The sequence below is a fragment of the Curtobacterium sp. VKM Ac-2852 genome (assembly GCF_013205045.1).
In the GTDB taxonomy this organism is placed as follows: domain Bacteria; phylum Actinomycetota; class Actinomycetes; order Actinomycetales; family Microbacteriaceae; genus Curtobacterium; species Curtobacterium flaccumfaciens.
Genome location: NZ_JABMLI010000002.1, coordinates 680,844 through 695,759 on the forward strand (window position 1 = coordinate 680,844; position 14,916 = coordinate 695,759).

Annotated in this window: 9 protein-coding genes; 1 reads left to right on the forward strand and 8 read right to left on the reverse strand. The window is 70.2% G+C overall.

The features are described from left to right. Nucleotides 1–215: 215 nt before the first annotated feature. The 6 genes from whiA to uvrB all read right to left on the reverse strand — a co-directional run bounded on the left by whiA (nt 216) and on the right by uvrB (nt 10,405). Nucleotides 216–1,196: a DNA-binding protein WhiA gene (gene whiA, locus HQQ79_RS09690; RefSeq protein WP_027465690.1), complete on the reverse strand. Its 981-nt coding sequence runs from the start codon at nt 1,194–1,196 to the stop codon at nt 216–218. A 75-nt stretch (nt 1,197–1,271) separates the two neighbouring features. Further along, nucleotides 1,272–2,171, reverse strand: a complete 900-nt coding sequence (rapZ, locus tag HQQ79_RS09695) for an RNase adapter RapZ (RefSeq protein ID WP_027465691.1) — start codon at nt 2,169–2,171, stop codon at nt 1,272–1,274. 103 nt (nt 2,172–2,274) lie between these two features. Next, complete coding sequence (gene uvrC / locus HQQ79_RS09700) at nt 2,275–4,305, reverse strand: excinuclease ABC subunit UvrC (protein ID WP_173033938.1); 2,031 nt, start codon at nt 4,303–4,305, stop codon at nt 2,275–2,277. Then, a complete protein-coding gene (uvrA, locus tag HQQ79_RS09705; protein ID WP_173033940.1) occupies nt 4,306–7,377 on the reverse strand; it encodes an excinuclease ABC subunit UvrA in 3,072 nt (1,023 codons plus the stop codon). 48 nt (nt 7,378–7,425) lie between these two features. Beyond that, nucleotides 7,426–8,343, reverse strand: a complete 918-nt coding sequence (locus tag HQQ79_RS09710; protein WP_173033942.1) for an SDR family NAD(P)-dependent oxidoreductase — start codon at nt 8,341–8,343, stop codon at nt 7,426–7,428. Beyond that, nucleotides 8,333–10,405, reverse strand: a complete 2,073-nt coding sequence (uvrB, locus tag HQQ79_RS09715) for an excinuclease ABC subunit UvrB (protein ID WP_027465695.1) — start codon at nt 10,403–10,405, stop codon at nt 8,333–8,335. The genes HQQ79_RS09710 and uvrB overlap by 11 nt, the downstream gene beginning before the upstream one ends. 170 nt (nt 10,406–10,575) lie before the next feature. Between uvrB and HQQ79_RS09720 the strand changes: the two genes are divergently transcribed. Continuing rightward, complete coding sequence (locus tag HQQ79_RS09720) at nt 10,576–11,904, forward strand: MFS transporter (protein ID WP_071244739.1); 1,329 nt, start codon at nt 10,576–10,578, stop codon at nt 11,902–11,904. 201 nt (nt 11,905–12,105) lie between these two features. On the opposite strand, the gene HQQ79_RS09725 is transcribed toward HQQ79_RS09720, so the two are convergent. Continuing rightward, nucleotides 12,106–13,401: an acyltransferase gene (locus tag HQQ79_RS09725; protein ID WP_173033946.1), complete on the reverse strand. Its 1,296-nt coding sequence runs from the start codon at nt 13,399–13,401 to the stop codon at nt 12,106–12,108. Next, complete coding sequence (locus HQQ79_RS09730) at nt 13,398–14,894, reverse strand: AMP-binding protein (protein ID WP_173033948.1); 1,497 nt, start codon at nt 14,892–14,894, stop codon at nt 13,398–13,400. Before HQQ79_RS09730 ends, HQQ79_RS09725 begins: the two co-directional genes overlap by 4 nt. Between the last annotated feature and the right edge of the window lie 22 nt (nt 14,895–14,916).

Genomic DNA, 14,916 nt, shown 5'->3' on the forward strand with positions numbered 1-14,916 from the left:
CACCCTGGCGGGCCCGCGTGTGGTGGACGATACGCCCCGTAACGTCGCCGTAACGACCCTAGCAGTCGGACACTGCGTACCCGAGCGGGATGACGGTCCGTCCGGACGGTCGCCGACCAGGCCGGGAACGGGTCCGAGAACGGGCCGGGAAACGGACGGGAGGCGCGGTGCCAGCTGGCACCGCGCCTCCCGTCCGCAGGGTCGACAGACCGCTCTCAGGCCCCTTCGAGCTCCTCGGGAACGCTCGCTTCGGTGCCCGGGATGCCGAGGTCGGAGGCCCGCTTGTCGGCCATCGCCAGCAGGCGACGGATGCGGCCGGCGATGGCGTCCTTGGTCATGGGCGGGTCAGCGTGCTGGCCGAGCTCGTCGAGCGAGGCGTCGCGGTGCTGCAGCCGCAGGGTGCCGGCGTACTGCAGGTGGTCGGGGACCTCGTCGCCGAGGATCTCGAGCGCACGCTCGACCCGGGCGCAGGCGGCCACGGCGGCCTGCGCGGAACGGCGGAGGTTCGCGTCGTCGAAGTTGACCAGGCGGTTCGCGGTCGCGCGGACCTCGCGACGCTGGCGCATCTCCTCCCAGTCGGCGGTGGTGCGCGCGGCACCCATGACGGTCAGCATCTGACCGATGGCCTCGCCGTCGCGGATGACGACGCGGTGCACCCCGCGGACCTCGCGGCCCTTGGCGGCGACCCCGAGACGCGACGCGGCACCGACGAGGGCCATCGCGGCCTCGTTGCCGGGGCAGGTGACCTCGAGCGCTGCGGCCCGACCCGGGTCGGTCAGGGTGCCGGAGGCCAGGAAGGCACCGCGCCAGATGGCGGCGAGGTCCTCACGGTTGCCCGTGGTGAGGCGGTTCGGCAGCCCGCGGACGGGGCGGCGACGGGCGTCCATCAGGCCGGTCTGGCGGGCGAGGGTCTCCCCCGCCTCGAGCACGCGCACCAGGTAGCGGGTGCCACGGCGGGCGGACGCGGACGACCCCACCGACGCCTCGCTGCGCACGCCGTAGAGCTCGGCGAGGTCCTTGCGGACCCGGTGCACGATGATCCGGGTGTCGAGCTCGACCTCGACCGCGATGCGGCCCGAGATGACGTGCAGACCACCTGCGAACCGGAGGATCGTGGCCAGTTCGGCGGCGCGGACCGTGTTGCGGTTCACGGCGACCCTGGCCAGTTCGTCCTTGACCTCGGCAGTCAACGGCACAGCATCATTCCTAACGTTCGTTCAGTGGTTCCCGCAGATCCGGCGGCACGGGCGTGGGAGCGGCCGGAGGGACGGTCACTCCCGGCCGAGATCTCGGTTCTTCACACGCACGGCGACGCCTGGCATCCCGCGGAGGAGGTTCGCCAACTCGGCGACGATGGCGACCGAGCGGTGCTTCCCGCCGGTACAGCCGATGGCGATCGTAGCGTGTCTTTTGTTCTCGCGCTGGTACCCCTCGAACACCGGCTCGAGGACGGAGGCGTAGCGATCGACGAACGGACGGGCTCCGGCCTGGGCCAGGACGTAGTCCGAGACCGGCTGGTCCAGCCCGGTGTGGGGCCGCAGTTCCGGCACCCAGTAGGGGTTCGGGAGGAACCGCACGTCGGCCACCATGTCGGCGTCGGCCGGCAGTCCGTACTTGAACCCGAAGCTCATCAGCGTGACCTGGACACCCACGAAGTGCTCGTCGGCGAAGTGCTCGATCACGGTGTTCGCGAGCTGGTGGATGTTGAGGTCGGAGGTGTCGATCACCACGTCGGACGCCTCGCGGAGGCCGGCGAGACGCGCCCGTTCGCGGGCGATGCCGTCGAGCAGGGTGTCCTCGCCCTGGAGCGGGTGGGGTCGACGGACCTGCTCGAAGCGCCGGACCAGCACGGCGTCGGTGGCCTCGAGGAACAGCACCCGGACCCGCGCGGACGTGCTCGAGCGCACCTGCTCGACCGCGTGCTCGGGGTCGGTGAAGAACCGCCCGCCACGGACGTCGACCACCGTGGCGATCTTCGGGATCTTCTCCCCCGCGCGGTCGGCCAGCTCGGTCAGCGGGGCCAGCATCTGCGTGGGCAGGTTGTCGACGACGTACCAGCCCAGGTCTTCGAGGGCCTTGCCGACGGTGGACCGCCCGGCACCGGACATGCCGGTGACGATGAGGATGTCGTGCTGCGACGCGTGGGTGGTCGCGGTGGCGCTGTCGGTCATCTGGGAGTGGGCTCCGTCGTGGCGGCCCGGGCGCGTCGCCCGGGGAGGTCTCGGCTGCCGGACCAGGCTACCGCCCGGTGACGGCCGGGAGGCGCGGGGTTCGTCACGACGGTCGCTGCGGACCGTCGTCGGTCACCTCGGGGACCCGCACCGGGCCTCCGGGATCGGTGACGGTTCCGGTGTCCGCGATCGCGTCGGCGTCCGGTTCGGGGGCGCTCGACGCGCTCGTGGCCGGTGCGCTCGTCGGCGTCTGGGCCAGCTTCGAGACCACGGCGGCAGCGGTCGCCGGGCCGATCCCGTTCACCTCGCCGATGTCCTCGGCCGTGGCCTCGCGCAGCCGGGCGACCGAACCGAAGTGCTTCAGCAGGGCGTTGACGCGGCTCGGGCCGAGACCGGGGATCTCGGACAACCGCGACCGGACGTCCCGCTTCCGCTTGCTGCGCTGGTGGGTGATCGCGAACCGGTGCGCCTCGTCGCGGATGCGCTGGATGAGGAAGAGCGCCTCGGAGTTGCGGGGCAGGATGACCGGGAAGTCGTCGTCGGGCAGCCAGAGCTCCTCGAGCCGCTTGGCGATGCCGACCAGGGCGATGTCGTGCACGCCGGCTTCGTCCATCGCGCGCTTCGCGGCCTGCACCTGGGGCTGGCCGCCGTCGACGATGAGCAGCTGCGGACGGTACGCGAACCGTTTCGTCGGCTTCGACCCCTCGACGACCTCGTCGGTCGTGACGTCCGGGACGTCCGGCAGCTCGGCGTCCTCGTCCAGCCGCGCCAGGCGCCGTGAGAGCACCTGGTACATGCTGTCGGTGTCGTCGGTGGTCTCGGCGATCGAGTACCGGCGGTACTGGTCCTTGCGCGGCAGACCGTCCTCGAACACCACCATCGACGCGACGACGTTCGTCCCCTGCAGGTGCGAGATGTCGTAGCACTCCATGCGGAGCGGCGCCTCGGTCATGCCGAGGGCGTCCTGGATGTCGGCCAGTGCCGCGGCCCGGGTGGTGTAGTCGGCCGAACGCTTGGTCTTGTAGAGCATGAGCGCCTGCCCGGCGTTCTGCGCGGCCGTCCGCGCGAGACCGGCACGATCGCCGCGCTGTGCGGTGCTGAGCTTCGTGCCGCGCCCGTTCCGGCGCTTGCTGAGCCACTCCTGGAGCGCGTCCGCGTCCTCCGGCAGTTCGGGGACGACGACCTCGCGCGGGGGCTCGTCGGTGACGTAGACGCCCTGCACGATCTGCTCGACGAGGTCGCCCGTGGCGATGTCGAGCTCCTTGTCGACCACCCAGCCGCGGACACCGCGGATGCGGCCACCACGGACGGAGAACAGCTGCACGGCCGCGGCGAGCTCGTCCTCCGCGATGCCGAACAGGTCGAGGTCGACCGAGTCGCGGAGCACCACGGCGGACTTCTCGAGCACGGCTTCGAGCGCCTCGACCTGGTCGCGGTACTTCGCGGCCTGCTCGTACTGCATCGCGTCGGCCGAGGCCCCCATGCGCTGCCGGAGCTCGGTGATGACCCGACGGTCGTACGAGTTCATGAAGCGCACGAACTCCTCGACGAGGGCACGGTGCTCCTCGATGGTGACCTTCTGCGAGCAGGGGCCCCCGCACTTGCCGATCTGCCCCGGGAAGCACGGCCGGCCCGTCTGCATCGCCTTCTTGTACGACGAGTCCGAGCACGTGCGGATCGGGAAGACCTTGATCATCAGGTCGATGGTGTCGTGCACCGCCCAGATCTTCGGGTACGGACCGAAGTACTTCGCGCCCTTGATCTTGCGGTTGCGCGTGACCATCACCCGCGGTGCCTCGTCACCCAGGGTGACCGCCATGTACGGGTACGACTTGTCGTCGCGGAACTTGACGTTGAACGGCGGGTCGAACTCCTTGATCCAGGTGTACTCCAGCTGGAGCGCCTCGATCTCGGAGCCGACCGTCGTCCACTCGACACTGCGCGCCGTCAGGACCATGCGCCGCGTGCGCTCGTGCAGCGTCGGCAGCGGCGCGAAGTAGTTGCTCAGCCGGGCGCGGAGGTTCTTCGCCTTGCCGACGTAGAGCACCCGACCGGCTTCGTCACGCCAGCGGTAGACGCCCGGGTCGGTCGGGATCTCCCCCGCCTTCGGACGCCACGGGACGGTGTCCGCCACCTAGCGAGCACCCGCCTTCTGCTTGCTCGCCTTCTTGGTCGTGCCCTGCTGCTTGTCGCCTTGCTGGCTGCCGCCCTGCTGCTTCTGGGTGGCCTGGCGTGCGCCGACCGCCTGCTGCTTGCCGACCCGGGCGTCCTGGGCGTCGAAGATCTCGCGCAGGAAGACACCGGTGTGGCTCTCCGGCACGGTCGCCACGTGTTCCGGGGTGCCCGTCGCCAGGACCGTCCCGCCGCCGGAGCCGCCCTCGGGACCCATGTCGATCAGCCAGTCGGCGGACTTGATGACGTCGAGGTTGTGCTCGATCGTGATGACGGTGTTGCCCTTGTCGACCAGGCTCTGCAGCACGAGGAGCAGCTTGCGGACGTCCTCGAAGTGCAGACCGGTGGTCGGCTCGTCGAGCACGTAGACCGTGCGGCCGTTCGAGCGACGCTGCAGCTCGGTGGCGAGCTTGACGCGCTGCGCCTCGCCGCCGGAGAGCGTGGTCGCGCTCTGGCCCAGGCGCACGTAGCCGAGGCCCACGTCGACGAGGGTCGCCATGTACCGGTGGATCGCCGAGATCGGCTCGAAGAACTCGGCCGCTTCGCTGATCGGCATGTCGAGGACCTCGGAGATGTTCTTGCCCTTGTAGTGCACCTGGAGCGTCTCGCGGTTGTAGCGCGCACCACCGCAGACCTCGCACGCGACGTAGACGTCGGGCAGGAAGTTCATCTCGATCTTGATCGTGCCGTCGCCCGCGCAGTTCTCGCAGCGGCCGCCCTTGACGTTGAAGCTGAAGCGGCCGGGCTGGTAGCCACGGGTCTTGGCCTCCTGCGTCTCGGCGAACAGCTGACGGATGCGGTCGAACACGCCCGTGTAGGTCGCGGGGTTCGACCGTGGCGTGCGGCCGATCGGTGCCTGGTCGACGTGCACGACCTTGTCGAGCTGGTCGAGGCCCTTCACCCGGGTGTGCTTGCCCGCGATGTGCCGTGCGCCGTTGAGCTGGTTGGCGAGCACCTTGTACAGGATGTCGTTCACCAGCGTCGACTTGCCCGACCCGCTGACGCCCGTGACCGCGGTGAACACGCCGAGGGGGAAGTCCGCGTCGATCGACTTGAGGTTGTTCGCGCGGGCGCCCTGCACGGTGATGGCGCGCTTCAGGTTGACCTTGCGGCGCTCGGCCGGCACCTCGATCGCGCGTCGGCCGGCGAGGTAGTCACCGGTGATCGACTCACGGTTCTCGATGATGCCCTCGTACGAGCCGGAGTGCACGACGTTGCCGCCGTTCACACCGGCGCCCGGGCCGATGTCGACGACCCAGTCGGCCGTGCGGATCGTGTCCTCGTCGTGCTCGACGACGATGAGCGTGTTGCCGAGGTCCTTGAGCTTGACCAGGGTGTCGATGAGTCGACGGTTGTCGCGCTGGTGCAGGCCGATGCTGGGCTCGTCGAGCACGTAGAGCACACCGGTCAGCCCGGAACCGATCTGCGTCGCGAGTCGGATGCGCTGCGCCTCGCCGCCGGACAGACCACCGGCACCACGTGCGAGCGTGAGGTAGTTCAGGCCGACCTCGAGCAGGAACTCGAGGCGTGCGCGGATCTCGCGGAGGACCGCGGCGGCGATGTGCGCTTCGCGGTCGGTCAGCGTCAGCTCGTCCATGAACGAGTACGCGTTGTCGAGCGACATGTCGGTGACGTCCGCGATGCTGCGGTCGTTGACCGTCACCGCGAGCACCTCGGGCTTGAGACGGGTTCCCTCGCACACCGGGCACGGGACCTCGCGCAGGTAGCCCTGGAAGCGCTGCCGCTGCGAGTCCGACTCGGCCTCGGCGAACTTGCGCTCGATGTAGGGCATGACGCCCTCGAACCCGCTCGTGTACCGCATCTCGCGGCCGAACCGGTTGCGCCAGGAGACGGACACCTGGAAGTCCTTGCCGGTCAGGATCGACGCCTGCACCGCGGGGTCGAGCTGGTTCCAGGGGGTGTCGAGCGAGAAGCCGAGCTCCTTGCCGAGGCCGCCGAGGAGCTTCTCGAAGTAGGAGTACAGCCCGCTCGTCCCGGTCCAGGGAAGCAGGACGCCGTCACGCAACGAGGCCTCGGGGTCGCCGAGCACCAGGTCGGGGTCGACCGACATGCGCGTGCCGAGGCCGGAGCACTCGGGGCAGGCACCGAACGGCGCGTTGAACGAGAACGTGCGCGGCTCGATCTCGGTGAGCGCGAGCGGGTGGTTGTTCGGGCACGAGAGGTTCTCGGAGTAGTTCCGGACCGCTCCGGGCCCCTCGTGGTCCACCAGGTCGATGCCGACGGTGCCGTCGGTCAGGCGCAGGGCGGTCTCGAGCGAGTCGGTGAGACGACCGAGGATGTCGTCGCTCGCCACCAGGCGGTCGACGATGACCGAGATGTCGTGCTTGACCTGCTTCTTGAGCTTGGGCGGGTCGCTGAGCTGGATGCGCTCCCCGTCCACGATCGCGCGGGCGTAGCCGGACGCCGCGAGCTCCTGGAAGAGGTCGACGAACTCGCCCTTCTTCTTCGAGATGACGGGTGCGAGGACCTGGAAGCGGGTGCCGGTCTCGAACTGCATGAGCTGGTCGGCGATCTGCTGCACGGTCTGCTTGCTGATCACCTCGCCACACGTCGGGCAGTGCGGGACTCCGATGCGCGCCCAGAGCAGACGCATGTAGTCGTAGACCTCGGTGATCGTGCCGACCGTCGACCGCGGGTTGCGGTTCGTCGACTTCTGGTCGATCGACACCGCCGGCGAGAGCCCCTCGATGAAGTCGACGTCTGGGCGGTCGACCTGGCCGAGGAACTGGCGCGCGTAGGCGGACAGCGACTCGACGTACCGGCGCTGCCCCTCGGCGAAGATCGTGTCGAACGCCAGCGAGGACTTGCCCGAGCCGGACAGGCCGGTGAACACGACGAGCGAGTCGCGCGGGATCTCGAGGTCGACGTCACGCAGGTTGTGCACGCGCGCGCCGCGCACGCTGAGCGTGGAGGTGCTGTGCGGTGCGGTCCCGCCGGGGAGGTGGAGGTCAGCGGGCTCGCCGAAGGCGTTCCGGCCCGACGTCGAGGTACCGGGGTCAGAGGTGATGGTCATCGTCGTCGATTCTACGAAGCGGCACCGACATTCGGCCGGGATGGAGGGTCAGACGAGTGCGTCGAGAGCGAACGCGACACCGGATGCACGCTCGCTCGCTGCCCAGAGCTGCGCTGCGATCGTCCGGTCGTGCGCTCGTGGTTCGGCCGCGACCACCGCGGCCGGGCCACGGAGCTGCATCCAGCCTGCCGGGCCCCGGTACTCCCCCGAGCGCACGTCCGCACCGACGGCAGCGTGCACGAGCGGCTGGGCGCCGATGTCCTTGCCCTGGGCGACGAGGCGCTGCGCCGGACGGATCCACTCGGGTTCGGGTCGTGTCGGGCTGACGTCCGGGCGGGCCGGGGACAGTCGGTCGAGCGACAGGCCGGGGTGCGCGACGACGCTCGACACGGACGACCCCGAGTCCGCCAGTCGTTCGGCGAGCTCGAAGCCGAACAGCATCACCGCGAGCTTGCTCCTGGCGTACTGGCGGTGGCTCGAGTACCGACCGACCCCGAGTGGATCGGTCTCGTCGAGCTGTGCGAACCGGTGGGCGATGGACCCGAGGTGCACGACCCTGCCGGCTCGTCGTTCGAGCAGGGGCAGGACCAGCGCGGTCCACGCGAAGTGTCCGAGGTGGTTCGTGCCGATCTGCAGTTCGGTGCCCTGGGCCGTGCTCCCCCGCGTGGACGCCCCGACGACCCCGGCGTTGTTCACGACCGCGTCGACGCCGTCGGGTTCCAGCGCGGCGAGTTCGTGGGCGGCCGCGTCGACCGAGTCGAGGTCGGCGAGGTCGAGGTGGACGTGGGCGAGCGAGGCTCCGTCGACGTGCCGCCGGATGCTGCGCTCGGCGGCCTCCGCCCGGCGGCGGTCGCGCGTGGCCAGCACCACACGGTGTCCCGCCGCGGCGAGCTGCTCGGCGGCGTGGTAGCCGAGCCCGGCACTCGCACCGGTCACGACGACCGTGCGGGCGCCGTCAGCTGACATGCCCGGCCGACTCCATCTGGCGCAGGGCCTTCTTCAGGTCCTGCACCTCGTCGCGCAGTCGCGCCGCGAGCTCGAACTTCAGCTCGGCCGCCGCCTGCAGCATCTGGTCGTTCAGGTCGGCGATGGTGGCACCGAGCTGCGTCGCGCCCTCGCCCGCGATGCCGCCGCGCTTGAGGTTCGGCGTGGGCGACCGACGACCGTCGGAGCCGGGGCGACCCTGCAGGAGCGCCTTCGTGTCGTCGTTCTCCCGCTGCAGGACCTCGGTGATGTCGGCGATCTTCTTGCGCAGCGGCTGGGGGTCGATGCCCCGCTCCAGGTTGTAGGCGACCTGCTTCTCACGACGGCGATCCGTCTCCTCGATCGCGGTCTTCATCGAGTCGGTCATCTTGTCGGCGTACATGAGCACCTGGCCCGACACGTTGCGGGCAGCGCGACCGATCGTCTGGATGAGCGACGTCGACGAGCGGAGGAAGCCTTCCTTGTCGGCGTCGAGGATCGCCACGAGCGACACCTCGGGCAGGTCGAGGCCCTCGCGCAGCAGGTTGATGCCGACGAGCACGTCGTAGACACCCTGCCGCAGCTCGGTCAGCAGCTCGACGCGCTTGAGGGTGTCGACGTCGGAGTGGAGGTACCGGACGCGCACGCCCGCGTTCCCGAGGAAGTCGGTGAGTTCCTCGGCCATGCGCTTGGTCAGCGTGGTGACGAGGACGCGCTCGTCCTTCTCGACCCGCTGCTTGATCTCCTCGAGCAGGTCGTCGATCTGGCCGTCGCTCGGCTTGACCACGATCTCGGGGTCGATCAGGCCGGTCGGGCGGATGATCTGCTCGACCACGCTGTCGGTGACACCGAGCTCGTAGCGCCCGGGGGTGGCCGACAGGTAGACCTTCTGCCCGACGCGCTCGAGGAACTCCTCCCACTTCAGCGGGCGGTTGTCCATCGCACTCGGCAGGCGGAACCCGTGCTCGACGAGGGTGCGCTTGCGCGAGGCGTCGCCCTCGTACATCGCGCCGATCTGCGGCACGGTGACGTGCGACTCGTCGATGACGATGAGGAAGTCGTCGGGGAAGTAGTCGATCAGGCAGTGCGGTGCTTCGCCCGGACCACGGCCGTCCATGTGCCGCGAGTAGTTCTCGATGCCCGAGCAGAACCCGATCTGCTCCATCATCTCGATGTCGAACGTGGTGCGCATCCGGAGGCGCTGGGCCTCGAGCAGCTTGCCCTGGCCCTCGAGTTCGGCGAGCCGTTCCGCGAGTTCTTCCTTGATGGAGGCGATCGCCCGGTGCATCACGTCGGTGTCCGCGACGTAGTGCGAGGCCGGGAAGATCGACACGGCGGGCAGGTCGTCGATGACGTTGCCGGTGAGGGGGTGCAGCGACGAGAGCGCTTCGATCTCGTCGCCGAACATCTCGATGCGGATCGCGTGCTCTTCGTACATCGGGATGATCTCGATGGTGTCGCCGCGCACGCGGAACGTGCCCCGGGCGAAGTCGACGTCGTTGCGCTGGTACTGCATGGCGACGAACTTGCGGACGAGCTGGTCGCGCGAGATCGTCTGGCCGACGTGGAGCGCGACCGACGCGTTCATGTACTGCTCGGGGGTGCCGAGACCGTAGATGCAGGAAACGGTGGACACCACCACGGTGTCGCGCCGGCTGAGCAGCGAGTTCGTCGTGGAGTGCCGGAGCCGTTCGACCTCGGCGTTGACCGAGGAGTCCTTCTCGATGAAGGTGTCCGTCTGCGGGACGTACGCCTCGGGCTGGTAGTAGTCGTAGTACGAGACGAAGTACTCGACCGCGTTGTTCGGCATCAGGCTGCGGAACTCGTTGGCGAGCTGCGCCGCGAGGGTCTTGTTGTGCGCGAGCACGAGCGTCGGCCGCTGCACCTGCTCGATGAGCCACGCGGTCGTCGCCGACTTGCCGGTACCGGTCGCACCCAGCAGCACGACGTCGGTCTCACCGGCGTTGATCCGCCCGGCGAGTTCCGCGATGGCCGCGGGCTGGTCGCCACTCGGCGAGTACTCGCTGATGACCTCGAACGGACGCACCGCTCGGGTCGGTTCGATCGCAACACCCATGGGGACAACGGTAGTCGGCACCCCTGACACCGAGGCCCCCTGCTCGCCCTCGGCGTATTGTCCGCTGCAAGCAGGCTCCAAGGCGACTGATGGTGGCCGGGCATACCGTCCGATCCGTTCCGTCACCCGACTCCTTCCCACTCCCCCGAAGAGGCCTCATGACCACGGCGACCCCGGCCGCACCGATCAAGGGCACCCCGTTCCGCGGACGCATCCGCGGGCGCGTGCTCGTCCTGCTCTGCTGCATGTACGCGATCTCGTACATCGACCGGACGAACATCTCGACCGCGCTGCCGCACATCACCGAGGAGTTCGGGTTCAACGAGGCGACCGCCGGCCTCATCGTCTCCGCGTTCTCGTTGCCGTACGCCCTGCTGCAGGTGTTCGGCGGCACGATCAGCGAGAAGTTCGGCCCGCGCAGGGCGCTCTTCGTCATCACGGTGATCTGGGGCGTCGCGACGCTCTGGACCGGGTTCGCGGTCGGCTTCTGGACCCTCTTCGCAGCACGGGCCCTGCTCGGGCTGAGCGAGGCCGCCGCGTTCCCGACCGCCACGCAGGCGATGAGCCGGTGGATCCCCCGCGACCGGAACGGCTTCGCCCAGGGCGTGGTCCACTCGGCGGCACGGCTCGGCAACGCCCTGGCGCCGCTCATCGTCGCCTGGGTGATCGGCGCGACGGGCAGCTGGCGCTGGGCGTTCTTCGCCACCGCGGTGCTGTCCCTGGCGTGGGCTGTCGTCTGGTTCGTCTGGTTCCGCGACAAGCCCGAGTCCGCGAAGGGCATCACGCAGGTCGAGCTCGCCGAGCTCCCGCCGGTCGAGACCCGTGCGACCCGTCCCCCGGTGCCGTGGCGGCAGATGGCGAAGCAGATCCTGCCGGTCACCTTCGTCGACTTCGGGTACGGCTGGACGCTGTGGGTGTTCCTCACGTGGCTCCCGACGTTCCTCAGCTCCACCTACGGCCTGGAGATCGGCGACTTCGCGCTGTTCACCACCCTCATCCTGCTGGCCGGTGTCGTCGGGGACACGGTCGGTGGGATGCTCAGCGACCGCATCATCCACCGCGGCGGGAACACCCGGAACGCCCGCCGGACCATCCTGGTGATCGGGCTCGGCGGCTCACTCCTCTGCCTCATCCCGCTCGTGATCGGGCAGGGCCTGCTCGTCGCGACGATCTCGCTGGCCCTCTCGTTCTTCTTCCTCGAACTCTGCAACGCCAACCTCTGGGCGATCCCGATGGACGTCGCGCCGCAGTGGTCCGGCACGGCCTCGGGCTTCATGAACACCGGGTTCGGCATCGCCGGTGTGGTCTCGCCCATCGTGTTCGGCCTGCTCATCGACGCCTCGGGGTGGCAGGTGCCCTTCGCGCTCTCCTGCGTCCTGCTCGGAGCCGCGGCCGTCGTCGCCTGGTTCATGAAGCCGCAGCGGCTGACCTCCACCGACGGCGTGCTCGAGATCGGCACCCCGAAGGCCGAGCAGCGCCCGGCCTGACGGGCGACGCGCGGAACGTGCGCCAGCCCTGGTGGTCCGCACGCGACGGCCGGGAGGCGCGGGTCGGGTCCGCCACGTGCCTCCAGGCCGCCCGCCCCGCGTCCACCGCCCCGCACGGCTGGTGCGAGGTTCCGGATTCCGTGGGACGGCGTCACCATCGCACCACGGACGGAACCTCGCACGAGAGCTGCGAGCGGGCGCTCAGCGCGCGGCGCGCCGCCCGACGTCGTCGGTCTCGCCGACGAGGGCGTCGTCCGGCTCCACCGGTTCCGGGGACCGCGGGGGCACCGTCGCGGCCGCGGAACGACGCGCCCGCGCCGCTCTCGACGCCCTCGAGGACAACGACGGCCGGCCGGTCAGCGGCACGCTGAGCGGCGTCCGCCGGAACAGCTCGGTCACCGCGACTGACAGCACCAGCACGAGCACGTAGGTGACGAGGGTGAGCCACGGCCGTGGCACGACCGCCTCGAGCCAGCTGTCGCCGTAGAGCAGGATCCAGATGACGAACGGGTGGCTCAGGAAGATGCCGAACGAGCGATCGGACGCGTAGTCGACGAACCGGGCGGTGCGGCTGCCGGGTCGCCGGCGGTCCGCCCAGGCGGCGCCGATCGCCAGGAACCCGACGAACACCGCGGTGCTCCAGACCACCTGGATCGGCTGCAGCGGTGTCCCCGCGGCGTAGAGGGACTGCCCGAGGCCGACCTGCAGCGCCCACACGCCGAGGGTGAGCCCACCGACGCCGGCGAAGGCCCACAGCACCGAACGCCGGTGGACCCGGATGAACCGCAGGAACGCGTCCGCGTGGTCGGCGGCGATCGCCCCCGAGACGATGAAGAAGACGTACGAGAAGAAGAACTGCTTCTGGTACCCCTGCATCCACGCGTCGCTCGCCGGGAAGTACTTGTACCCGGCGAACACCACCAGCTGGACCAGGAACGCCACGACCAGCACGGTGACGTGGTGCCCGCGGGTCCGGCGCACCAGCCAGACGATCACCGGCAGGAGCAGGTACACCTGCATCGTCACGAGCAGGAAGTACAGGTGGTACCACGAGGTGCCGGTGACGATGCCCTCGGCCGCGGTGCGCACCAGGTCCGGGACGTCGCCACGGCGGGTCGGGCTCAGCAGCCACGCCGCCGCGACGTACACGAACGACCACGCCAGGTACGGCACGCCCACGAGCAGGAACCGCTTCGGCCAGAACTGCGCCATCGGCCGCGGCCGCAACGTGTAGCTGTACACGAGCACGAACGCGGTCAGCGAGAAGAAGACCAGCCGGGTGAAGTGCAGCAGGGCGAGCAGCGCGTTCAGCCCGACGTCGTCGGCGCCGGCGGTGTGGCTCGTGGTGTGCACCCCGATCACGCACGCGAACGTGAGGATGCGGAGCACGTCGACCTCGTACAGGTGCCGGGGCTTGCCCTCGGCCGTGCGCGTCGGCGTCTGCACCCCCGGCTCAGCGGCGGTCGACGCCGAGGACACGCGTGCTGGTCGGTTCACGAGGGTCGGGCCATGGTCCGGACCTTCGCGCGCTGCACCTTGCCGGTGGGTGCACGCGGCAGGTCGGGCACGACGATGACCTCGACCGGTCGGCGGAACCGCGTCAGGTGTGCCTCGGCCCGGGCCACGAGATCGGCCACGAGGGCTGCGTGGTCGACGGGTTCGTCGGGCTGCGGGATCACGTAGGCGATGGGGACCGCACCGAGCACGTCGTCGGGGCGGCCGACGACGACCGCCTCGAGCACACGTGGATCGCCGAGCAGGACGTCCTCGACCTCGGACGGGTAGACCTTCTCGCCACCGCGGTTGATGACGTCGTCGGAGCGTCCGGCCAGGGACACCCAGCCGTCGGCGCTCACGGAGCCGACGTCACCGGTGTGGAGCCAGCCGTCGGCGTCGAACCGCTCGGACGCACGGCCCTCGAGGTACCCGCGGACGATCCCCGGACCACGCACCCACAGGGCGCCGATCTCGTCGGCGGCCAGGAGCGAGCCGTCCTCGCCGCGGACCTGCACCTCGGACCCGACCGGTACCCCGACCGTACCCGGCCGGGCCGGTTCGTCCAGCGGGGTCGCCGTGATCTGCGAGGCACCCTCGGTCATGCCCCAGCTCACGACGAGCGGCACGTCGCCGAGGGCGGCGCGCACAGGATCGGGCAGCGGCGCCGACGCGCTGCGCACGAAACGCAAGCCCGACGGGAACTCGAGCGGCCCGGTCTTCGCCAGGACGGCCAGGACGGCCGGGACGGCGTTCAGCCAGGTGATCCGTCGTTCGGCGAGCAGGTCCCAGAACCCGGTGCGACGGAAGCGCCGGTCGAGCACCAGGGTCGCGCCGGCGACGAGCGTCGCGAGCAGCCCGACCACCTCGGCGTTGACGTGGAACAGCGGCAGCGAGTTGAACCCGCGGTCGTCCGGCACGAGCCGGTTGTGCCGCGCGACTGCCCGTGCGACGAACAGCAGCTGCGTCTCGGGCAGCTCGACGCCCTTCGGCGTACCGGTCGACCCCGAGGTGAACAGGACGACGGACCCCTGACCCGGCGCGTGCGGGCTGTCCGCGGGCAGGTCGCCGTCACGGACGGCGGTCGGGAGGAACGTGGCGGGGTCGATCCCGCTGGCCGGCGCCCCGGGGACGGTCGCGTCCACCGCGCGATCGGACACGACGATGGACGCGCCGCCGATCAGGTCGGCGAGACGGCCGGGCTCGGTGGCCGGCTGGCCGGTGTCGACGGGGATCGCCCGGAGACCTGCGGCGACAGCGCTCAGGTGCACGACCGCGAACGCGAGCGGGTCGCCCACGTCGACCAGGACGGCACCCGACGGGACGATGCCGATCGCGTCGAAGGTCCGCGACCAGGCGGTGACCGCGTCGTCCAGCGCACGGTACGTCAGGACGCGCTCGGAGCGAGCGTCCTCGAGGAAGTGGCGCTCGCCCCCGTCGGCCGCACGGGCCCGGATGAGCGAGCGCAGGTCGGGTTCATCGCGAACGGGCTGCACGCAAGAAGGCTATTGCGCGACC

Coding starts and splice junctions, on each gene's coding strand:
- rapZ (WP_027465691.1), bottom strand. CDS start 2,171: ATGACCGACAGCGCCACCGCGACCACCCACGCGTCGCAGCACGACATC.
- uvrA (WP_173033940.1), bottom strand. CDS start 7,377: ATGACCATCACCTCTGACCCCGGTACCTCGACGTCGGGCCGGAACGCC.
- HQQ79_RS09710 (WP_173033942.1), bottom strand. CDS start 8,343: ATGTCAGCTGACGGCGCCCGCACGGTCGTCGTGACCGGTGCGAGTGCC.
- HQQ79_RS09720 (WP_071244739.1), top strand. CDS start 10,576: ATGACCACGGCGACCCCGGCCGCACCGATCAAGGGCACCCCGTTCCGC.